The following is a 20,687-nucleotide window of genomic DNA, read 5'->3' as shown; positions in this document are numbered from 1 at the left end:
CCAAAGGATCGCCCCAAACGGGCTAATAAAAACCACTGATTGTGGTGATGTCAAATAAAAAGGATAGTCCCTAATATGGCGTGTAAAGCACACGATAGGCACAGAATATAATGCCAAGAGTCAAGAAAATATCAAATCCGAATGTCATCCTGAGCATAGATTTTGGCGGTTTATCAACTCGCGCCTTTTACCGTAAAGGTTCAGAGATGCTGGCTCATTCATTAGTAATGGAATCCCAAGTTGGCACTATCAGCCAAGACACAGCCAATGCCTTCACGAAACCTAATTTAACATCGGCAGCCCCCGAAAATATTGCCTGGGTTGCCATTGGTGATGAATGCCGCGCTGTAGGCTACCTAGCAGCTTCCCAATTCAACGCTCACATCGGCTTAGCCGGACTCAAATACAGTACAGCTTTATACAAAGCACTAGCAGCTTTGTGGGTAGCCTCTTGCAAACTAGATTTGGGCAATCAATTCAGCGCTGCGCTCTCCGTCTTCTTACCTCCAGGCGAGTTCAACGACTCCCAGCAGTTTTTTACACTGCTCAGACAAGCTGCTAACGCCTTTGAAACGCCTTCCGGTACGATGCAAGTAACGCTAGACAAAACCCAGGCGCTTCAAGAAGGAGGCGGTATTTGTATTGCTTACAACAGTAAACTGGGGGCAGCTTTCAAGCACCAAGTAACAGCTTTCGTAATGGTAGGTTTCCGCAATGCCTCCGTCATTGTTTCAGCACGGGGAGCCGTAGGCAAAGGCAAAACCTCCGATTTAGGCATGGTGCGGTGCTGCGAATTAGTGCAAGAGCGTACCTCTGGCTATGATTTATCTCGTTTAGCAACAGCCATAGCTACATCAGGCGATCGCTTTAACCGCCCTCCCTTCTACCGCATTGCTCGCAATCATGACGCAGGAGCGCGGGATACCGAAGTTGACCGTTTGGTTGAAGCAGTGAAACTGGCAAGGAGAGACTACGCTCGAATCCTCACCAGTTGGCTAGATGAAGTGCTACCACCGGATCTAGATGAAATAGTGTTCTGTGGCGGTACTTGCGGTTATCTGGAGCCGGAATTGAGAGCATATGCCCGCGTTGCCTACTCTTGGCACGCCGGGATTACAGTACCACCCAACCTAGACCCTCAAGGCTTGGGATATCGGTTAGCGGACTTATGGGGGCTATGGAGCTATTTCAGTTCTCAATTCGCTACAACTTCCGACTCTGGGAACCAGAAAGTGAATTTAGCATTGGATGCCACTAACAGCGTTCAATCGGAAAACAAGCAAGACAATGACTACTTAGAGGTTGCTGATACCAACTGTTCTAGCGATCGCGCATTCGGACAAACCTTACCTACTCCTGTAACCGAATATGACCGCTCTAGTCTACCGCTTTTAAGTGCGGAAAGCGTAAGAGAGGGCGAAGTCTCCGCAGTAGCAGGCCCCTATCGATCGCCAAAGTTCAAGGAGCGTAATTGGGGAGAAGTAACATCAGTGCGATCGCCTATCGTGGGACAGTCTAGCACAGCAGTAGAGGAGGAGAGACATGGCTAAAGAGCGAACGAACTATTACCTGCGGTGTCAACCCTACGCTGACTCCCCCGACGGCATTTTACTCAATTATCTCCTGCACCATCCCGTGTACGACTCAAAGCGAGCAGCATTTGAGGCATTCGAGGCATTTTGGAAAGCTTTGGCGTATCAGGCGCAAAGTGCAGGTTCAGAAGAAGAAGTGCGGATACTAGGCTGGGATTGCATCAATTCTTTGCTCAATCAAGTTGATTACATTCGCGCTCGCCTCGAACTCGAAGGTTCGCAACTTGGAGCCTTACTGGTTTCTCGCGGGTGTGCTCACCTCCCCGGCTACCTCCCTAGTTTTGTACCAAGTGCAGGTTTCACCACAGCAAGCGAGTCATTTCCCTCTAAACCATCTCGTCAATCTTCAAGAGCGCCACAAGCTATCAGTTCGACTTTAGAGCTAGAACAGGTGACAGACTCAGAAGCCGACCCCAGCGAGGGTGACACAGTAAATCTAGCAGGATTCGATCCAGCCATGTTAGGGCCCACCTTTAGCTAGGGAATCTAAGGAATTGAGATGGTTTTTACCTTCTCTAAGGTTTTATTTACGAGCAACATTGTGGAGATTTTTTATGACTAATACGATTCATTTAGTTGATGGAGAAATTGGTGGTGTTGGTAAGTCTATGTGGAGTTGCCTTCTCGTAGAGTACAACAACAAGTACGACTTTCTTTATACCTTAATCGATGGTGATGCTGGCAATCCCAACGTGCAGCAGCGCTATCCAGAGTCCGCGAAGATTATTACTTTGGCGGAAGATGAAGAAAACTTTGAGGCAGACATCATTTTCGAGACAGCTTTGCAGGCTCCTGTCATTGTCAATTTACCGGCTCGTGTTTCTTCTATCATAGATGGCTGGATTGAGACGGCTGGTTTGTTAACTGCTTCTTTTAAAGAAAAGTCAGGGATAGATGTTTGCAAGTGGTTTTTGTGCAGTGGGCGTGCTGATAGTATCGAGATGTTTTTGGAATCAGTTAACCGCTTTCAAGGCCGACTGAAGCACATTTTAGTCCGCAATTTTGGGGTGTGCAAAGATTGGTCTCACCTCATACCAATTCACTATGAAGATACACTAATTGAGGCTGATGTCTTTCTGGTTGGAACTATATCCTTAGCGTTATATTAAATGCAGCTTCATAGTGAATTGGTATCAGCAGCCATAAACACCTAAATAAGCTGCTTGAAGAACACAGCATTTTAGTTGTTGACTTGCCTAAACTCAGTGCTTTAGAACGAAGGTTGCTCGACACTAATAAAAGCCTGTCTCTAACAGGTGCGCTATCACATCCCAGCTTTCATTTACTCAACCAACAGCGAATGTACACTTTTCTAGAAAATACTTGTGATGCAATTGAGGCAACGAGAATTTTCAACCAAGCTCCTTATCGACCTAATCTAAAAAGCGAGAATCATTCGCGGTCAGTAGTGGTACAAGATAGTAAGAAACAGCCATCCCATGAAGCTGTGTTAGATACGGAGGAAAATCAGTCGGCAGAAGCCGTACCAGATTCTACCAATTGAACTGAGAAACTATTGACAGAGTTTGACCGCGCCGTAAGCATCGCCCTTTCAGGAGTCGAGAGGGGTGGGAGTGTCACTGTAATTTCAGGGATTATGAGAGGAACTTATGTCAGATGATGCAACCGGAGTTAGCGATAGAAAGATTGAAAATTTGTCAGAAGTTGAGCTTGATCATGATTTTTCTGAGGAGACTGTAGAGCATTTAGTAAATGATGAGAATTTGGAGGGTGAGGAAGATGAAAATAGTGACTCATATTTGTGGCAGCAAATAGACCAGGAGTTAACTACTGCTAAAACTTCTGTGGGAGATAACTTATTCAAATTAGCTGCACCGCCTGCTTTTGAGCATGAGCGTGAGTCTCTTATCAGTCAGGCACTCAGGGGGAAAAGTGCTGAATTTCGTTCCGAAGTTATTAACAATGCTTACCGCTACGGTTTGGATAAAAATGACCCTTTGTTTATTGTGCTTCTAGCAACGGGTCAGCTTGAATTGCTCCTCGAAAAAAAGCCTCAAGAAATCGATAGGTTTTTCAAAACTTGGGAGTCAAAATGGCAAACGGAATTGAAAGACTCTGAAGCTGTTATCTCTCAAGAACTAGACCAAGTACGGCAGCTAATTGATAACTGGGAACAGGATAGCCGGGAGTTTTTAGAACGACAGGGTAAAGCAGCAGTCAACGTACAGCACCGAAAGATTGCTAGTTCAGTTAAAACGTTAGTTCAGCAAGCTGCTTTAGAGAAAGTTGCTCACGATATTTGGTCAGTAATTTTTGGAAGTACAGCCGTATTAGGGGCAATAGCCATCGGCGTGTTTATCGGGTTGGCAATTCCCAAGTTTACTCCAGCAACACCCCTCGATCCAAAAGGGCCTCGCCAGTTAACTCTCAAAGAAGCTGTGGCAATGAATTGGGGGTTGAGTGCTGAAGGACAATTTGCAATGAAAAATGCAGAAGCTATAAAGTGGGCTATGAGTAGTGAGGGAAAATATGCTCAACAATTTATGAGTTGGAATCAAGCTTTGTTGAGTGAAAAAAATGGAAAAATGTTGTGTGAAAGTGAGGTGAATCGATTGGGAGTGACGCTAACTGTAGAAGGTAAAGCGGCGACAGATGGCTTCTGTACTTTGTGGACGAGAAATCCTAAAGAGCGAATTTTTGTTCCCTAATGAAGGGGAAGAGGAAGGGGAAGGGGAAGGGAGTAGGGAAAAAGTACAAAGAGGCAACAAACAAGTAGGAAGGAAGTAAGCGTCAAATTCTCCCCTTCTCCCCCTCCCCCACTCTCCCTTCCCCTCTTCCTTCCCCTTCGTTCTGTAACAATTGAAGCAGGTCAATTTGTGAGTCAATAAGCAGATTTGAACGTATTTGTCACGTAAGGAGAATTTATGAAAAACCCAAAGTATATTCAGCAGGATGCTAATAAAAATTTACCCGAAGTCTCTATTCCGATTGATAATTCACTTGATGCAATGGTGTGGAAATACTGTGCCAGCCGAAATTTTCCAATTCCCGAACACATAAAAATCGTTCTCAGTTCTTTCTGGGCTCCTTTTGCAGCAAAGGCAGCAGGCAAATCCCCCGAACGAGTCAAGGCAATTGCTCTTTATTCGTTGAGGCAATTATCATCTCAACAGCAATTAATCGAGTCAATATTTGGGGTTAAGCAGGATTAAAAGCAGGGGAAGGGGAAGGGGAAGGGAAGATAGATTTTTGCTTTTCTTTCTTTAATAAAAGCTAACAATAGCCTGCGTTTTTCCTTCCCTTCCCCTTCCCCTTCCCTTTCATATTGTCAAAGTCCCGTTGAATTAGCCGACTTTCAAAACATCCTCAATGATTAGCGAAACCTGCTGTGGTTGATTCTCAAGCTGCTTTTTAATTTGTGTTTTCAACCAATCTGTGGGTGCGTCTTTTTTGTTAAGTTTAAGACGAATGGGATCGCTTTTAGACAAAGTTGAATTGAGTGCTCGAATAACGGTGCGGCATTGTCGAAGAGTGAGGCTATCGACTTGAATGAAGGGTTGATTTAATGGGTCAGCATCGAGTTGAATATTAGAAGCAAATTCGGCTTGAACTTGTAGCGAAGAGGTGAGGCGCTGTTCTTCTGTGGGTTCTGGAGTTGCTGCACATTCGGCAACAGCAGGAAAGGAAGCAATTTCATTGAGAAGAGGCACAAAATCTGGGGCAAGTTCTGCTGAGAGTTTTTCAGAAGGATTCATCCGCTTCGATGCTAACAGCGTAGCGATATAGTGAACAATTAAGCCACCGTAACCAAAAATTACCACAGTTTCAATTGCGAGGGTGAGAAAATGCTGAATAGGTTGATACATGATTATAAATTGCAAGTGGAACATCTCTAAAACGCGCTCGCGTTTAATATCAAAACCTTACTAAAGTCTTCTGAGAATGCGATCGCAAATATCGCAAAGGGAACTGGTGCGGTGGGTGGGCGGGCAAATAAAATCCTGCTTGGAGCAGGATTTTATCCCCTTTATCGGGGGTCGTCATTGATTACTTGACAAAATCATCAATCTCTTCATTATCGTCAGTTGCCTTTTTCTTATGAGAAGCTTTGACTGCCGATTCGATATAACGGAAGTGCAAGTCAATCACTGCTTGCTCAGATGAAAGCCAGTAAACATTGCTCAAGATTTCTTCAAGCATCTCGTCAGCCGAGTAGCCTTCATATTGCTTGTTAAACCAAGTATTGAACGCTTCCCAGTCAAGAGCTTTACCTTTCTGCAACTGTCGTTGTTTGGCACGTCCCGTTAACTCGCGGGCAACGTGCAAAAACATCTCGAAGCGCTGTTCTTCAAGAGTTTCGGCAAATTGCTTCTGCATCGGAGTTGGAGCGGATTTGCGATTAGCCATGATTAACACTCCTTGTGTTTTTTATTCACAACTAAAGCGACGACAGTTCGCTAATTACAATTAATTCAAAAAAATTAGTGGGTGGGTGGGTGGGTAAAATCCAATTCACAACCAAGGTCAAAATTTCCTTGATTGTGAATTTGTTGGGTCTGCTTCCCAGAGCGTCCTGATTCGGACGGTGGCGACAATCATTACCCTGAATCGCAATTCGTGGAAAAGGCCTCGATAGAGGCAAAAAAATGCTCTGCTTTTTCAGCAGAGCATTCTAATCAAACTTTAGCGATTATTCGTCGTCTTCCTCAAATTCCTCGTCTTCGTCTAGACTAAAATCATCCTCCTCATCGTCATCCTCATCGCCTTCTTCATCGCCTTCATCGTCTTCCTCGTCTTCATCAATTTCATCGAGTATGTCATCATCTTCATCGTCATCATCGTCATCCTCATCGAGTTCTTCAGTATCTTCTTCAGAGGATTTAGCTAACTCGTTGCGACGCTTTAAGCTTTGAGCATTGAACTCCATTAAATCGGCAATGGCAGCTTGTGGATTGTCAGCAATTGTATCGTAAAGTTGGCTCATCGCTAAAGCAACAACTTCGACATCATACTTGAGTTCATCGGGCCGGCCAACTAGCTTGGGAAACACAGTATTGTTCCACTCTTGCCAGTCGAACTTTTTACCATTGCCATTGCCGTTGCGCTTGTTCAACTGAGCTTGAATATCCAATCCCAGTTTTTCGCGAATTGCGTGGCCAACCTTTGTCGAAATACGGCTATCGCGACGCTGAATTGTCACACCGTACTTCTTATGAATTGTATTGCGAATCTGTTTGACTAGCTCGCCAGCAAGTTGCTCGGAGCTGAGGTTAGGTTGAGGTTTTGATTTAGCTCCATTGTTACTGCCGACTGTTTGACTGTTCTGTTTTTCAGGCGGTTTTGATTTAGCAGGCACTGGTGACTGAGAGCGATTTGGAGTGGCTGCGGTTTGTTTTTTAGTTGTGGCCATGATTGACAATTTAACTTACATAACATCAATTTATGAGTGCCGTTAGGCACAATTACCCCCTCCAGTTGAGGGGGAGAATTTCGCTCATTAGCAGGAAGTTAAATTTTAATTACATTAGTTAAATTTTAGGTTAAATCTCCTGTAAGTAGTGGTGTATAACGCATGAAGATTTTCAATAACTGGTCTAACTTAAGAGTTATTCAAACTCCCATTATTGCCCTCGAATATTACAGTGCCGATCGCCAAACAATCTTGTCATCATTTCATCAGTACGCTAATGAGTGTTGTTTACCTGTTTATTATTGGAATCCGGGCTATGCAACTCTTCAACAGGTGCAGTCAACTCTTCAACAGGTGCAGTCAACTCTTCAACAGGTGCAGTGTTTCGATAAACATCTCCCAAATTTAGGTTTTCACTCAAACATGACAAGCGTTTCAGATGCTTTTTCAGAGATGTATAATAGTGAATGCGTCCTCTGCAAAACTGAGCTATCTGTCGAAAGCGATGTCCTGCAATTTCTGCTGGAAAATGACTATCCCGGTATCTTTTTGTTAGAGGATATTTTGGAGTCAGGCAGTAGCGAACAGCCTCTTGTCCGCCGTTATTCTCAATTAGCTAACGCATTTTTTGAGCTGAAAGGGCGTTCAGCCGAGCTGAAAGGGCGTTGGGCCAACCAATATTGGGTACTGCTGGGTGAGTACATCCAACTGCCATCAAAGCTAAGTCCATTAATTCCTCTACTCAAATGTCCGTTACCCGATCGCTTTGAAGTCGAAGTTCTTGTGGATAATTTTTGCGATCGCAATTGTTCCCTTGATTTTGGTTCAGATGCGGTAGCTGCTAAAAAACGGCTGGCTGTTTCTAGTTTAGGGCTACCAAGTTCTGAAATTGAATTAGTGTTAGATCGATCGCTCTGTGTGACCGCTTCAGTTGTCCAAATCGCACAGTTGGTATTAGAGCATAAAATATCGCAACTTCGAGACCAGGGGTTGGAGTTCATTGCTTCTCCAGACGTGCCTCATGCTGGCGGTTTAGATTTATTAGACGCTTATTTGAGCGAAGTCGTAAAGCTGTCAGAAGCTGATGCCAAGAAATATCACCTCAGACCTCCCAAAGGAATGCTGCTGTGGGGGCCGCCGGGGACGGGCAAAAGTTTGAGTGCAAAGCTAGCTGCTAAGAAGCTAGGTTATGCGCTTTTAGCAGCAAGTTGGGGCAATATTTTAGGTTCCTCTAATCCCGATCGCGCTCTCAACAAAATGCTGGATACAGCCGATAATTTGGGCGGCTGCGTGCTGTTCTTTGACGATTTTGACAAGGGTTTTTCTGGCTGGGAATCAAATGCTGATGGCGGTGTAGCTAGACGGCTGTCGCAGAAATTGCTCACATGGATGCAGGAGCATGAAAGCCCCGTGTTAATGTTAGCTACTGTTAACCGCTTAGAAATGCTGCCGGCTGAACTTATCCGCAGATTTGACGACGGCGGAATCTGGTTTGTGGATTTGCCACACAGCGGCGCTCGCTATGAGATTTTCAATTTGCACTTAGCTAAGTATTTCCCAGAGCAGTTTGGGGAAGGAAAAGAGAATCTTTGGAGCGACAGGCAGTGGTATTCGCTACTATCTGATTATGCCGGAGCAACGAGTGCTGAAATTGCGATCGCAGTTAAACGCTGTGCTGAGCGAGCTTATTGTGAAGGGCGACCTGGTAAAATTGAATTGGCCGATCTGCGTTATCAGAGAACTCAGTTTGTGCTGTCGTCTGAGCGTTCTTCTGAAGATATCCAGGGGATTCGCAACAAAGCGTCCTTTGCTCGACCTGCAACTGGTCGCGATCGCTCTTTGTTTGCAGCAGGAGAACAAGAATTGTTTGAGTACCGGCCACCTGCTTACGATCCAATTTGATTAAGGATTAGACTCTCCGTTTAGTGATATTGAAATGTCAAACCGGGATACAGGCTGGATACACCGTTCTAGTAGAATCGTCCAGCCTGTATCTCGGTTTAATAATAACCAGTACATCCGGTTAACAACAGATGCACTGGTTATCGTATAAGCTAAGACTTAACTTGGACGTGGTAGCCGCAATTTTCAAGGCATAGTTTGACTCCCTGCCAAGTTAATCCAGTTTCTGCTTCAAGCGGAACCGTTAAAGCATTGGTCGTGTAGCCGCGATCGCCCTCCTGCCTGATAACGCTATATTCAGCTTGTTGCAGCATAGCAATGGCATATTTTGATAGTTTACCAACAATATTTGCGGCTTTGTTGCTAACTGTGAGAATTACATTCATTTTGATTTGAACTCAAATCTTCACTTGCACCACAACAATCGTTGTTTATGGGTGGGAGGTTGGGTAATATCAAATTTGCTTACATCGGAATTAGTCCTCTTTTTCTCTTTCTCTGCGTTCTCTGTGCCTCTGCGGTTTTTTAATGATTAAATGTAACCAAAAACGAGATCAAAAATCGTCGCCCCTTAATCTATTACCCTCCCCAACTTTCAATCACATTAATTTCTACTTGGCAAGGAATCGGAGAAAGAAACTTATTCCCGGCTCTCACCATACATTTTTCAAGCATTGCTTTAACTGACGACACTTTTTCAAAAGGACACTCGATTAAAATTTCATCGTGAACGACACAAACCAGTCTCGCCCCCGTGTAACTTAGAGGCTTAAACAATAGAGCAAGAGCGAGTTTAGTAATGTCAGCACTCATCCCTTGAATGGGGTTATTTAACATCTCATTAAGTAACGGCTTAGTCTCTTTTGACCATAATCTCCTTCTGCCTAAAACGGTGCGACTTTCTCGAATACCTCGGCTCCATGCGCTCCGAACTTTGGCGTGAAATTGTTTGATACCTGTATAGGATTCAAAGAACTTCTTACGAAAGTACGAAGCTTGTTCCAGCGTTAAAATGACTCCATGCTCTGCTTGAGCCATAAGCTTAAATTTCCTAACTCCCATGCCATAAATTAAACCGAAGTTAATAATTTTGCCGAGTTGTCTATCTTCGATAGTAATTTCAGCTAAAAGTTTTCCCAACACCAAGGAAGCTGTCAAAGAATGCAAATCTTCTCCTTGAGAGTAAGCTTTCACCATCCTAATATCCCCTGACACTTTCGCCATAATTCGCAGTTCAATCTGGCTGTAATCAGCTTTAAGTAAGACGTAACCGGGTGCAGCTTTAAAACACTGCCTGGTTTCTTTATCTCTGGGGATATTTGTTAAATTAGGCTTTCGACAACTAAACCGCCCTGACCTAGCACCAATCTGAAACCAATTAGGATGAATGCGCCCTGTAATTGGGTGAATATGTTCTGGTAAACCCAGAGAAAAAGTGTTGATGCGAGCAAATAAACTGCGATATTCTAAGAGTGCTTGAATAACGGGATACTCGCCCTGCAAAGGAATTAAGTGTTGAGAATTAGTGGAAGTAACAGGAATGCCTTTCTCTTGCAAAGCCGCTAATACTTGTTTCGGAGAACGAGGATTAATTGTATCTGTAAATTCTGGCAGTAGAGAGATTTGTTTATGAGGGTTAGGTCGATGGAGTTGTGAATTAATTTGTCTTAAAAGGGAATCGCGCTTAGTCGCGAGTTTCTTTCCTAAAACACTCCACAGTTCTCTATCTAAAAGCATCCCATTAAGTTCCATAGAAGCCACCGCAGGTAAACAGGCAAATTCTAGTTTCGCAGTCTGCCAAAGTTCTGCTGAAAAAAGCTGGCGGTGAAGTACCTCACATAGCGGTAGTAAAATGGCAGCATCAGTAGCAGCATATTGCAGTTGAGTTGGACTCAATTCTCCTGACCAGTCGCTAACCTGCTGTGCTTTATCTAGCTTAACTTTCAGCAATTTATCAGCAACAGCTTCCAGGGAAGAAGTGCGTTTGAGTCCGGCTGTCAACACCCGGTAAGCCAGATAAGTATCAAAAAAAGGCTTGGATGGTGAAAGCCCAGCCCTAGTCAGCATCAGCCAGTCAAACTTGAGGTTATGTCCAACTTTGAGGGCATTTCCGGCTAACAGGGAGCGCAGGGGGCCGAGATCGGTGGGCGCGATCGCAAAGAGATCGACGATCGCTACTGGCATATCGGGAATAGCAAGCTGTACGAGGCGAACTTTAGCTCGGTATGGGTCAATTCCAAAAGCGGTTTCGCAGTCGAGTCCAAAGCATGAAGCCTGTTGAAATGGTTTAAGAGCTAATTCTAATTCTGAACCACTATTTAACAGTTGATAAGGAGTTTGAACTAGGTTAAGTTTCATTTGAGGGGGAGGGGGAAGGGGAAGGTTAAGAGAAAGGGAGGGAGAAGGGGAGAAGGGGAGAGGGGAGAGGGTGAGGAAAAATAAGTTATTTAGGGAAGGGAAAGGGGAAGGAAAAATCCAGTTTATTGTTAGTTTTTATTGAAGAAATAAAAGTGAAAATTTATCCTTCCTTACTTCGACTGGGTTCAGCAACCATCCCCTTCCCCTTCCCCTTATTTTTTAGCAATTACTAACCACGATTCGACAGTAACAGGTCTTAATGTTCCCCAAAAAGCTTCTAGGGGCAGTTCAATTAGTTGGGCATCAATTTGATTTAACCATCCCCTAAACCCTCTCGCCTTGGAACATTGGCTATGCTTGTGAGAAGCGCTGACAACTGAAATCAATCGCCCACCGGGTGCGAGAAATAGATCGAAAGCTCGTCTAATAATTGTTAAGTCAACTCCTCTTTTTAATGGACTAAATGAAAAAGGAGGATTGGCTACTAATACTCGATAGAGACGCTGGGGTTCAGTTTTCATAAAATCTGATCCAACCAAATTAAATCCTTGCTGAAATAAAATTTGTTGCAGCAAAGGATTAATTTCAATGACATCAACAACGGCTCCAGCAGATTGCAATTTTCTAGCAACAGCGCCTTCTCCGGCTGTCGGATCTAACGCTACAATGCCAGGAGTGACTTGAGCATATTTTAACATTTCTTCTAAAACAAATTCTGATGATGGAAACCACGAATAAGGTGGATTAGTTAATAGTTTCTCGTACAGGTTTGGAGGATGGATAGGTAAAGAATTCATAATCCCAGGAGTAGTTAATAGTTTGTTGGCAACCGCAATCGACAGCAAGCTATTGCTAAAGAAGGTTGTTGTTTACAGTTAAACCTATCCCCCTCCATTAGGATCGATCCAGTTGAGGTATTAAAGATTGTCGATTGTGGTGATGGCATTAGTTTTATCGTTAATTTAGGCTAGAAGTGTTTTCTAGTTTCATGTATTGTTATGAACCCTAATTACTCAGACGAATCCACATCAAGCTACAACACTTCTGGCTACCAGTCAGAGGGCTATGAATCAGCCGGCTATTCACTACCTCAGAAATCTCAACAAGGTAATTTTGAAGACGGCTATCAAGAAAATGTGTACGACGAGTCTAATCTAGCCGATCATGCTTGGACAGACACAGCATCTCATCCCAATCCACAGTTAGAGCTAGAAATTTAACAGTTGGGAGTGGGAAGGGCAGCTTTATGACACTCATAACATAGGCAACCCAACCTTCCCACTTATAGCAGTTTTCAATTGGGTAGGTACTGCTTTTAATTAGCAATTAGCAATTAGCAATTAGCAACTACCCTGTTATCAGGCAACTGAAAACCGCTCTACTTATTGGAACTGCCAATGCTATGAAAGTGTTAAATAATGTTCGCTTTGACCTGAATAAGTTAATTTGGCTCTTAATAACAGCTACAGCAATTGGGTTAATTTCTGTTGCACTAGCACTGGAATTCCCAGGGATTGCTAATGCTTCTGAGTTAAATTCCTTACCAGTTCGGATCTGGGAAATTCCTGGTAATGACCAACAAAAGTCTGCTACAAGAGTTTTATTGCCTGACTGGAGCCAAATTACTTTTAGCAACTTACCACCAGTTTCTAATTCATCTAGTTGGGGAGGCCGGAGTTGGTCACAAGGCAACACTCCTGACCAAATCTTGCAACTCGGAGACCTCAGCGAAGCTCTCAAACCAGAAATTCTTTCTCTTGAAAGCATTGAACAGTTAGCAACAGGAGGAACAAACCTAGAAAATATCTCTCTAGCAGCATTTCCACTCTTGGGCAGACAAAAGGTAGAGAAGCTCATCCAAATTGTGCCGAATTTAAGCTCTTTCAAATTGAAAGAAGTTGCCCCTCTTGCATCTTTAGCTTCTCAAACTTCGCTCATAAATACCTCTAATGCTGGCGAACTCCCGCTCAGTCAAGTTATGTCTAAATTTCCCCAGTTTGCAGAAGCTTCTCTCAAACAAATCGACCTTTCTGGGTTCTCTTTAACGGACATTCCCTCTTTGTCAAGTGTCAATTTAGAGCAGTTTGAGGGATGGATATCAGAGCGGATTGCTGACATTCCCTTACTCAATCAAGTGCCTTTGAGCAGTTTCCCAATTCCTGTGGGAGAACTGGGTTTAACTGCGATGCGAATTGACATGATCTATGGCACGGCTGAAAGTAAGCGCTCTAATACAATCTCAGGTTCTAACGTAGAAGGATTTGCGGTAGCGTGCGAGAAAGATTGCGCTTACATTGAACTTGATGACTTAGAAAACAGCGGTCGCAAGCTTGCATCAAAACTGGAAGGGAAGCAGTGGATTAGCGGTAAATATCAGGAAGTGCAAGGCGGTTCTGGCTGTTTGGCTGGTTGGGAGCCAACGGGTCGGCATCCCTTTGGAGATGCGTTTAAAGTAGTAGTAATGGAGCCATCAGAAACCAGCGATACTGTTGACACGGCTCTGTACTTCAGGTTTAGTTTGCCTTGTGGGAAATCGCCTTACATTATTGGTCCATTTCCGTTCTTGTCCTACCAAACAAATTCCCCTATCTTTGTTGGCAAAGTGGAGGGGGGTGCTTCTAACAGTATTTCTCGCCCTACTGATGCTGTATCCTCACCTAAACTTTCCCAACCAAAAGGCTCAAATCAACAGCCGTCTCAGCTTAAACAAAACCGTCTGCCCACAAAGAAGGCCATTCCCGAATCAAAGGGAGATTGCGTCCAACCTGCCACCTACATTAACAATGTTGATGTGGCTGCTTTATCCGAGGCGATCGCCAATTTGGAAAGTGCAGGTAGTGGTGACTACGAAGCAATCGGTACCGCTACCTGTGCAGATGGCGATCGCAACTGCGGGCGGGCATTCGGTCGCTATCAATTGATGAGCTACCGGGAAGATGTGCAGGAGGCGATCGCTTCTGTACCTGGGGGTGCGGAGTTCCTCAAGAAAGTTAATAGTGGCACCCAGCCTACTTCTGAGGAGCTTTTTCAATATTTTCCCCCAGCGGTTCAAGATCGGGTTTTGCAAAATTCTCTGGCTGAGAGTGTAGTTGGCACGCAGCAGGAAATTGACCCGAAAACTAGGCAGTTATTCAGTGGCGATCGCTTAATTGAACGAGTGGCACAAAAGCACTTTGGGGGTTCTGGTAGCAAGGTGGATGCCAGCTACTCGGACATTTTAGGAGGCTACTCGCTTAAGCAGTACGGAGAAAAAGTCAAAACGCTTTACAACTATAACCGCAACAATAGCAGTTGCATTTCGAGTTCTATCAGCAACCACTCTGGCGGTGAGACATGGACTTGGCGTACTCGTTGGTTGCCAATAGCCGCGACTATCAGCATGGTTTTAGGGTCAATACAGTTCTTTAGGGGAGAATTTTCAGTACGCCAGTTCAAATCATTCCTACTACAAGCCATTTTGGGTTTAGCAGTAGCAATAGCGGCAACTACACTCACTCATTGAATTTATTAGCATTTGAATAGAGGAAAATATGCAAGAGTTGAATGAACAGGTAGTCAAATACAGTCAACCCCCAGCTTGGTTGAATCGGGCTGGCTATTGGTTTCGCATTGGTTTAACAGTTTTTATTGGCTTAGCAATGCTATTGGGTACGGCTGCTTGCAGTGCGAGTAGTGATACAACTTTGTCTCAGTTGTCCTGGGAGAAAGCTAGTGGAATTGCTCCCGCAGAAATTTTGAGCGAGATTGTACAGTCTCATAGCAGTATTTTGGAGCCAAAAGAAGCGATCGCCACTATGCGTGTCCAACAAGTGACGGGTAAGAAAGGTCAACTGAATTTGTACGACTTTAACAATTCTAAGCTGTGTGGCAAGATGGGCTGTCTTTACGTTGGCTACTTAATTCCTAATGATAAAAATCAGGCTCAGAGCGAAGTTTTCACAGCTTACCTTAACCCCAATATTGCCCCAAAAACAGCTTTATTTGAAGTTGAAAGAGGCGAACAAGGTGACGTGGAATTGCCCTGTTTACTGGTCAACCAACTCGTAAAAAAAAGCCAACGCAGGCTGAAGTTTTGCTATAATGGGCTTGTCTATCAATTGACATAGAAAAGGGGAATGCGGAGTGCAGAGTATCGCACAGTTTTTGATTACCAACGACGACAGGATAAGAGTTTGAGAAAAATTACCACCAAGAGCCAATTAACCCTTGTAGTCATTTTCCCCAAACTTTCCGAAGTATTGATTGAAGAAAGGAAAGCTAAAATTATCTTTCCTTCCCCTTCCCTCTGTTCTTCAAAACTTAATCAAGGTCAGTTTCTCCATCCACCTCAATTTGAACCTCTGTCGGTTCTTCAAAGTCATCCAATTCGTCTAGTTCTGTATCAAATTCTGACTCAACTTGTGCTATTTTACGAGGTAGCTTGGATTGACTTTTCGCTTGACCTTTACGGTGGTCTGAATTTTTACTTAAAGCAGGCAACACCTGAACTTTAAGGGATGCTGAACGTTCTGGTTGGTTATCAGTATCAGCCGCTAAAGCAGGTAATTGAGCTTCTCCAGCTTCAAGAAAGCCACCAATGCTATTGTGTAAATTCCAAACCTCTTTTTTCTGCTTCGGCTTACCGAGATATAGTTTAGGCAAATTCGCCTGAGTTGGCTTAGTAATGCTGTAAGTTTTGCAGCAGAACGATTTATTTTTGCCTTCCCCTTCTTTGATAGCTCGGAAGTGAACATTCAAAACTCCTAATGAGCGCCATCGGTCATTTTTGCCACTGTATTCTACCTCAAAGTAATCAGCAAATGCCCTTTCTAAGTTGCGGTAAAACTCTTCTCTAGCACTCTTAAAGCTCCAAAGAGATACATTTTTGAACCGCACTACTATGGGGGATTTGTGCAATGGTAAATTCTGGGAATTTAAGAAAATGAGAGCGTGTTCTGAACAGACTTCCTGCATCTTTTTGTTGAAACTATGGCGGTATTCGTCATACAATCCAACAAATGCACCAGCTAATTCACCATTTTCTTCAATATCCTTGTATCGAATGTACTCTGGCATAAAAGCTAATACCAAAATTTTCACTTTTTGGAGCAGCAATCCTGTCACTTCTTCAGTTAACTCAACTGTTGTTAAGTCTGATTCAGACGGGATGGAGTACCACTCAGCTTTAATGAGTTGGTCAGTAGGAATTAAGATGCCAGCAGGGTTGTCATTTATGACAATACCGTAGGGTAAAGACGGTTTGCGTGCTTGATTGTATCCACTGCCGAATAGTTCTGGGTCAACTTGATATGCTTCAGAAGTTGTGTTTTCTTGAGTAGTTTCCTTTGCACTTCTAGGTGTTGATATTTTAGTCTTTGTTTGGGGTGTAGCGTTATTAGTTCTGACCATTATTTACTTATTTGAGTCGTTATCAACCCCAAGAGGCGATAGCCGTTCTTTGAATGTAGAAGGGGAGGGGAAGGGGAAGAGGAAGGATACAGCAGAGTGCAGGTTTGTAGATGACAGCTTAGTAGCCATAAAAGCTAACAATAACTTGTTTTTCCGTTCGGTATATCTCACGGCGCAGCCTTCTTCTTCCCCTTCTCCTTTCCCCTCCCTCAATAACCTAGTTTTTCCTTCCCCTTCCCCTTCCTATGAAAAATCTTCAATTGTTTTCTCAAAACAACCCAAAATTAGTGCTTCAAGTACAAACCCAGCCGGCAACTAAACGCCCGCTTATTGGCATAGACTTTAAGGGTTTGATTGGTCAATTTATCAATCCAGAAGGACTTTCAATGCTAGGCTTATTACTAGCTTTGTTTGTTTTCTCAAAGATAATTGGAAGTGGCAAAGGGAAAGTTACTTCAGGTCGGTTGTGCGGTACGGCTGAAAAGATGGCAGCGACAGGTCTGGCCCTCAAACAAATGAAAGAAAAAAAACGGCAACCCGTTACTTTATGGAGCGGCACGCCGACTTATTGGTTCAAAAATATAAAGGTATTGAGCGCTCAGTTACAAACGCTATTAGGCGCAAATCCTACTGTTTGGTTTCCTCATGCTGAACGCGGTACTTTAGTAATTGGTGCTCCGGGTTCTGGCAAAACCTTTAGTGTGATTGATCGGATGGTTGAGAGTGCATTTCAGCAAGGCTTTCCTGTGATTATTTACGATAAAAAAGGAGGCCAGATGAAGCTGCACGCGCCCCTGGCAGTGCGCTACGGCTATGACGTGCAAGTGTTTGCACCAGGGGAAGCTTACAGTGGTACTATTAATCCTCTGGATTTTATGAGGGATGCACAAGATGCTGTAATGGCAGCAGAAATTGGGCAAGTTATTGCTCGCAATGCAAGTCCGGGAGAGAGTAAAGGTAATGAGTTTTTTGAGAAAGCAGGGGAGTTAATGGCGAAGGGTTTAGTGCAGTTAGCAAAAGGCAGTCCTTACCCGGATTTAGCTTTTGTTTATGCGATTATTCAGCTTCCCGATTTAGTTAGTCGCATTCACCATGCTGTCCACCGCCCGGAGGGCCATCCCCTCAAAATGGACAGGTGGATTGCCTCTAGTTTTTCGCAGTTATTAAGTTCAAAAGATGCTGAAAAAACAGTGGCGGGTATCAAGGCAAGTGCAGAGGCAACTTATTCAAGTTTTATTCAAAAAGATTTGCTGCGGGCATTTATTGGTCACAGTACAATTCCCATTGTTTTGTCGGGCAAAAAGTGCATTATTTTTAAATTAGACGACCAAAGGCGCACTGTAGTGGGGCCGCTATTAGCTGCTGCTATTCACTTATGTGTAGTGTCTAATTTGAGTCGAGTACGTTCTGACCCATTTGTGTACTGTCTCGATGAGTTTCCGTCTCTCAAGTTCGATAGAATGGATCAGTGGGCTAACGAATATCGTTCGGCTGGTGGCGTGCCGATTGTTGGCATTCAATCCCTCAATCAACTCTATAATCTCTATGGGGATAAAAAAGGGGCGGCGATCGCAAGTGCTTTGTCAACTCATGTGTTGTTCAACCCCGGTGATTTTGATACAGCGGAGAAGTATTCTAAGCGGTATGGGGAAGTGGAAGTGCTGGTAAAAAATCGCTCTACAGGTAGCTCGACGGGGCAACAAACAAGCCGTTCTGTCAATTGGAGCGAGCAGTTGCAAAAGAAACCGCTTTTGAGTGCCGATGAGATTCTGAGGTTTCCGCAAGGGAAGTGCGTTATCACTTCACCGGCTTACAGTTCGGATTCAGAAGCTCTGTTTCCCTATTCCTTGAAAATCCCGGTTCGACAACGAGACTTAAAGCAAGCTAAAGAGTCAGAAGCTCTCTGGGACAGTCATATCTGTCCGCAGTTGTCTCAAAGAGCAGCCTTGCTGTCTGTTAACCGATTGACAGGACAATTAATTAATATCGATCAGGAATTGGAAAATCGGATTCGAGCTGCTGAAAAAATGCTGCCTCATCCCAATGACCCCGATGAACCAGTGACAACTGGAGAGGTGGAGGTTAGGAATGTTGCCAATTCTTCTAAGTCTCTGGCTGCGGAAGCATTAATTTTTAGCAGTCTTAGGAAGAAACTGCTAAATGCTGAGATTGGGAAAGAAGGGGAGGGGGAAGGGGAAGGGGAAGGGTAGAAAAAGCTGATTATTTGGGGATAATGTACCAATTGCGTAAATCCTGCTTTTATTGAATAAAGAAAAGCGAAAATTTATCCTTCCTTCTCCTTTCCCCTCGCCTTCTCAAAAGTACAAAGAAGTGAGTAGGAAGTAAACCTCTAATCCCCTCCCTTCCCTTTCTCCCCCCTTCCCCTTCCCTTCCCCTTCCCCCTCCCCCTCTTAAATTATGCAAATAAAAGCTGATATTTTGATTGTAGATGACAGCCGTGACAACATTCACTTACTGTCTAAAGTGCTGGTTGAAAGTGGCTACAAAGTCAGGAAGGTCATTAGTGGAGAGCGAGCGTAAAAAGCAGTGAGCCTCCAGCCTCCCGACTTAATTTTGTTGGACGTAAAAATGCCAGGGATGGATGGCTATGAAGTCTGCCGTCACTTAAAAGCACAAGAGAATACGGCAGAAATTCCGATTATTTTTATTAGTGCTTTGGATGATATTTTTGACAAAGTAAAAGGGTTTGAAACAGGTGGCGCTGACTACATTATTAAACCCTTTGAGCCGATGGAAGTGCTGGTACGAGTGGAAGCTCAGCTAAAAATGAGCCGATTGCAGCAGCAACTTCTTTGTGCTAACAAACAACTGGTTACACAAAATAGCCAACTCGCTCAGGAAATTCAGGAAAGACAACAGGCTGAAATGGGTTTGAAAGTTTTTATGCACGCTGTTTCCCACGACTTGCGAAATCCCATTACAGGAATGTCAATTATTTTGCAATGTTTCCTCAAAGAGCAGTCAGTTAAACCGAAGAAAGTGGTAGGAGAAAATGAAGTTGTTATTGATAAGTCAAGTTTAGAAAGTATCCTGCAAAGCTGTTTGCGCCAAATCAAACTGATTAATTCTCTGATTGAAATGCAGCAGGGTGATATTGTAGGTGTCCCTTTGGAGTTACAGCCAATGGATCTCTACAGTTTGACACGCAGCATTCTCTTAGAGTGGGAATTAATGTTGGCAAAACGCCAAGTTGTCCTCAATTATCAATTTACTCCTGACAACAGTTCGGACATATTTTGGGAGAGTCAGGCTCTGAGAGAGCCGTATTCTAGGAGTTTTCGGTAGTTTGGATTTAATTTAATCAAAGTTGGGTCCAAGCCAAACATGGTGATAAATAAGTCTAATAAATGCTCATTTAGGGCTTTTCGTTTGAACGATGCGATCGAAAATGAGACGACTTCGGGGGTGGAATCTCCCTCAATGGATAACTCCTGTCGAAGGGTCGCCTTGGCTAAATTTAAGGCCGTTAGACTTCCATTGACCTGAGCATCGATCGCCTCCAGATTGCGAGATTGGTTATGGACCATTCCGGTATATTGCCTGGCATCGCGAAAGATAAACTCAATCTGAAATCGAGCGCGATAATAAGCCAAGATATTGCTAGCACTCAGATGGACATCGGTAGAAAACAACAGAATATAGCGTTCTTTCCCATCGACCATCCGAACTAAGCAGACCAATCGAATTCTCCGTTCAAGAGAAACTGACCAGACTACGGCAGTCCATAGTTCGGCCCCATCCTCTAATGTCTGAGCTAAGGTGAAATAGTTGAGCGAGCGTTCCAAGGGATTAACCTTGCCGTCATAGGTTTTCTGACGACCGGGACCGGGACGACGGGGACCTTGATACAAATATTTTAAATTCGCATCTTGACGCAGTTTTCCAATGGCATTCCAGCCCAGTTTCACGACCCCATCGACCCATTTTCGTTTGCTGTAGAAACTATCCGCCACTACATATTCAACTCGGTTGGGCACATAGGTCTGACAATGGGCTAGGTGTCCCAAATAGAAATCGACTCGATTCCCACAGACTTTATTCTCCATCGCTGCGGC

At 43.9% G+C, this 20,687-nt stretch carries 20 protein-coding genes; 12 read left to right on the top strand and 8 right to left on the bottom strand.

Annotated features, from left to right (window positions below; genetic code table 11):
- The first annotated feature begins 110 nt into the window (after positions 1-110).
- From QUA13_RS00800 to QUA13_RS00775, 6 genes are all read left to right on the top strand, one after another.
- Complete coding sequence (locus QUA13_RS00800) at positions 111-1,550, top strand: ParM/StbA family protein (RefSeq protein WP_333195872.1); 1,440 nt, start codon at positions 111-113, stop codon at positions 1,548-1,550.
- Positions 1,543-2,073, top strand: a complete 531-nt coding sequence (locus QUA13_RS00795; protein ID WP_333195871.1) for a hypothetical protein — start codon at positions 1,543-1,545, stop codon at positions 2,071-2,073. The genes QUA13_RS00800 and QUA13_RS00795 overlap by 8 nt, the downstream gene beginning before the upstream one ends.
- A 73-nt stretch (positions 2,074-2,146) precedes the next feature.
- Positions 2,147-2,701, top strand: a complete 555-nt coding sequence (locus QUA13_RS00790; RefSeq protein ID WP_333195870.1) for a hypothetical protein — start codon at positions 2,147-2,149, stop codon at positions 2,699-2,701.
- A gap of 83 nt (positions 2,702-2,784) precedes the next feature.
- The gene (locus tag QUA13_RS00785; protein WP_333195869.1) at positions 2,785-3,096 is read left to right on the top strand and encodes a hypothetical protein; all 312 of its coding nucleotides are present in this window, start codon (positions 2,785-2,787) and stop codon (positions 3,094-3,096) included.
- Positions 3,097-3,202: 106 nt separating this feature from the next.
- Positions 3,203-4,261, top strand: coding sequence for a DUF6753 family protein (locus QUA13_RS00780; RefSeq protein WP_333195867.1), 1,059 nt, complete (start codon positions 3,203-3,205; stop codon positions 4,259-4,261).
- 216 nt (positions 4,262-4,477) lie between these two features.
- Complete coding sequence (locus QUA13_RS00775) at positions 4,478-4,765, top strand: hypothetical protein (RefSeq protein WP_333054956.1); 288 nt, start codon at positions 4,478-4,480, stop codon at positions 4,763-4,765.
- 132 nt (positions 4,766-4,897) lie between these two features.
- Here QUA13_RS00775 and QUA13_RS00770 read toward each other — a convergent pair whose 3' ends face one another.
- The 3 genes from QUA13_RS00770 to QUA13_RS00760 all read right to left on the bottom strand — a co-directional run bounded on the left by QUA13_RS00770 (position 4,898) and on the right by QUA13_RS00760 (position 6,963).
- Positions 4,898-5,419 carry a hypothetical protein gene (locus QUA13_RS00770; RefSeq protein WP_333195865.1) on the bottom strand — a complete coding sequence of 174 codons (522 nt, stop codon included), beginning with the start codon at positions 5,417-5,419 and terminating at the stop codon, positions 4,898-4,900.
- Between the two features lie 181 nt (positions 5,420-5,600).
- The gene (locus QUA13_RS00765; RefSeq protein ID WP_015179737.1) at positions 5,601-5,960 is read right to left on the bottom strand and encodes a hypothetical protein; all 360 of its coding nucleotides are present in this window, start codon (positions 5,958-5,960) and stop codon (positions 5,601-5,603) included.
- A 283-nt stretch (positions 5,961-6,243) separates the two neighbouring features.
- Positions 6,244-6,963, bottom strand: a complete 720-nt coding sequence (locus tag QUA13_RS00760; protein ID WP_333195864.1) for a hypothetical protein — start codon at positions 6,961-6,963, stop codon at positions 6,244-6,246.
- 162 nt (positions 6,964-7,125) lie between these two features.
- On the opposite strand from QUA13_RS00760, the gene QUA13_RS00755 reads away from it, so the two are divergent.
- Positions 7,126-8,865: an ATP-binding protein gene (locus QUA13_RS00755; RefSeq protein ID WP_333195862.1), complete on the top strand. Its 1,740-nt coding sequence runs from the start codon at positions 7,126-7,128 to the stop codon at positions 8,863-8,865.
- Positions 8,866-9,017: 152 nt separating this feature from the next.
- Here the strand turns inward: QUA13_RS00755 and QUA13_RS00750 are convergent, their stop codons facing one another.
- From QUA13_RS00750 to QUA13_RS00740, 3 genes are all read right to left on the bottom strand, one after another.
- A complete protein-coding gene (locus tag QUA13_RS00750) occupies positions 9,018-9,251 on the bottom strand; it encodes a hypothetical protein (protein ID WP_333195861.1) in 234 nt (77 codons plus the stop codon).
- A gap of 193 nt (positions 9,252-9,444) precedes the next feature.
- On the bottom strand, positions 9,445-11,223 hold the full coding sequence (locus QUA13_RS00745; RefSeq protein WP_333195859.1) for a bifunctional 3'-5' exonuclease/DNA polymerase: 1,779 nt from the start codon (positions 11,221-11,223) through the stop codon (positions 9,445-9,447).
- 212 nt (positions 11,224-11,435) lie between these two features.
- Positions 11,436-12,020, bottom strand: coding sequence for a class I SAM-dependent methyltransferase (locus QUA13_RS00740; protein WP_333195858.1), 585 nt, complete (start codon positions 12,018-12,020; stop codon positions 11,436-11,438).
- A gap of 201 nt (positions 12,021-12,221) precedes the next feature.
- On the opposite strand from QUA13_RS00740, the gene QUA13_RS00735 reads away from it, so the two are divergent.
- The 3 genes from QUA13_RS00735 (at position 12,222) to QUA13_RS00725 (ending at position 15,329) form a co-directional block, all read left to right on the top strand.
- Positions 12,222-12,443: a hypothetical protein gene (locus QUA13_RS00735; RefSeq protein ID WP_333195856.1), complete on the top strand. Its 222-nt coding sequence runs from the start codon at positions 12,222-12,224 to the stop codon at positions 12,441-12,443.
- Positions 12,444-12,625: 182 nt separating this feature from the next.
- Entirely contained in the window at positions 12,626-14,725 is a 2,100-nt protein-coding gene (locus tag QUA13_RS00730; protein WP_333195855.1) for a hypothetical protein, read from the top strand.
- Between the two features lie 28 nt (positions 14,726-14,753).
- On the top strand, positions 14,754-15,329 hold the full coding sequence (locus QUA13_RS00725) for a hypothetical protein (protein WP_333195854.1): 576 nt from the start codon (positions 14,754-14,756) through the stop codon (positions 15,327-15,329).
- Between the two features lie 193 nt (positions 15,330-15,522).
- Here the strand turns inward: QUA13_RS00725 and QUA13_RS00720 are convergent, their stop codons facing one another.
- Complete coding sequence (locus QUA13_RS00720; RefSeq protein ID WP_333195852.1) at positions 15,523-16,611, bottom strand: DUF5895 domain-containing protein; 1,089 nt, start codon at positions 16,609-16,611, stop codon at positions 15,523-15,525.
- A gap of 245 nt (positions 16,612-16,856) precedes the next feature.
- On the opposite strand from QUA13_RS00720, the gene QUA13_RS00715 reads away from it, so the two are divergent.
- Positions 16,857-18,821, top strand: a complete 1,965-nt coding sequence (locus QUA13_RS00715) for a type IV secretion system DNA-binding domain-containing protein (RefSeq protein ID WP_333195851.1) — start codon at positions 16,857-16,859, stop codon at positions 18,819-18,821.
- A gap of 337 nt (positions 18,822-19,158) precedes the next feature.
- Entirely contained in the window at positions 19,159-19,917 is a 759-nt protein-coding gene (locus tag QUA13_RS00710; protein WP_333195850.1) for a response regulator, read from the top strand.
- On the opposite strand, the gene QUA13_RS00705 is transcribed toward QUA13_RS00710, so the two are convergent.
- The coding region (locus tag QUA13_RS00705) for a transposase (RefSeq protein ID WP_333195849.1) at positions 19,878-20,687 on the bottom strand (810 nt) is incomplete at its 5' end. The two genes, QUA13_RS00710 and QUA13_RS00705, sit on opposite strands and share 40 nt — an antisense overlap.

The sequence above is a fragment of the Microcoleus sp. S28C3 genome (genome assembly GCF_036700785.1).
Taxonomy (GTDB): Bacteria; Cyanobacteriota; Cyanobacteriia; order Cyanobacteriales; family Microcoleaceae; genus Microcoleus; species Microcoleus asticus.
This window is presented reverse-complemented; position numbering and strand designations above follow the sequence as displayed.

Excerpts from the sequence above, each read along its gene's own strand:
- QUA13_RS00765 (WP_015179737.1), bottom strand. The coding sequence starts at position 5,960 with ATGGCTAATCGCAAATCCGCTCCAACTCCGATGCAGAAGCAATTTGCC.
- QUA13_RS00740 (WP_333195858.1), bottom strand. The coding sequence starts at position 12,020 with ATGAATTCTTTACCTATCCATCCTCCAAACCTGTACGAGAAACTATTA.
- QUA13_RS00775 (WP_333054956.1), top strand. The coding sequence starts at position 4,478 with ATGAAAAACCCAAAGTATATTCAGCAGGATGCTAATAAAAATTTACCC.
- QUA13_RS00720 (WP_333195852.1), bottom strand. The coding sequence starts at position 16,611 with ATGGTCAGAACTAATAACGCTACACCCCAAACAAAGACTAAAATATCA.
- QUA13_RS00750 (WP_333195861.1), bottom strand. The coding sequence starts at position 9,251 with ATGAATGTAATTCTCACAGTTAGCAACAAAGCCGCAAATATTGTTGGT.
- QUA13_RS00800 (WP_333195872.1), top strand. The coding sequence starts at position 111 with ATGCCAAGAGTCAAGAAAATATCAAATCCGAATGTCATCCTGAGCATA.
- QUA13_RS00725 (WP_333195854.1), top strand. The coding sequence starts at position 14,754 with ATGCAAGAGTTGAATGAACAGGTAGTCAAATACAGTCAACCCCCAGCT.
- QUA13_RS00755 (WP_333195862.1), top strand. The coding sequence starts at position 7,126 with ATGAAGATTTTCAATAACTGGTCTAACTTAAGAGTTATTCAAACTCCC.
- QUA13_RS00745 (WP_333195859.1), bottom strand. The coding sequence starts at position 11,223 with ATGAAACTTAACCTAGTTCAAACTCCTTATCAACTGTTAAATAGTGGT.
- QUA13_RS00770 (WP_333195865.1), bottom strand. The coding sequence starts at position 5,419 with ATGTATCAACCTATTCAGCATTTTCTCACCCTCGCAATTGAAACTGTG.
- QUA13_RS00760 (WP_333195864.1), bottom strand. The coding sequence starts at position 6,963 with ATGGCCACAACTAAAAAACAAACCGCAGCCACTCCAAATCGCTCTCAG.
- QUA13_RS00790 (WP_333195870.1), top strand. The coding sequence starts at position 2,147 with ATGACTAATACGATTCATTTAGTTGATGGAGAAATTGGTGGTGTTGGT.
- QUA13_RS00795 (WP_333195871.1), top strand. The coding sequence starts at position 1,543 with ATGGCTAAAGAGCGAACGAACTATTACCTGCGGTGTCAACCCTACGCT.
- QUA13_RS00735 (WP_333195856.1), top strand. The coding sequence starts at position 12,222 with ATGAACCCTAATTACTCAGACGAATCCACATCAAGCTACAACACTTCT.
- QUA13_RS00780 (WP_333195867.1), top strand. The coding sequence starts at position 3,203 with ATGTCAGATGATGCAACCGGAGTTAGCGATAGAAAGATTGAAAATTTG.
- QUA13_RS00715 (WP_333195851.1), top strand. The coding sequence starts at position 16,857 with ATGAAAAATCTTCAATTGTTTTCTCAAAACAACCCAAAATTAGTGCTT.
- QUA13_RS00730 (WP_333195855.1), top strand. The coding sequence starts at position 12,626 with ATGAAAGTGTTAAATAATGTTCGCTTTGACCTGAATAAGTTAATTTGG.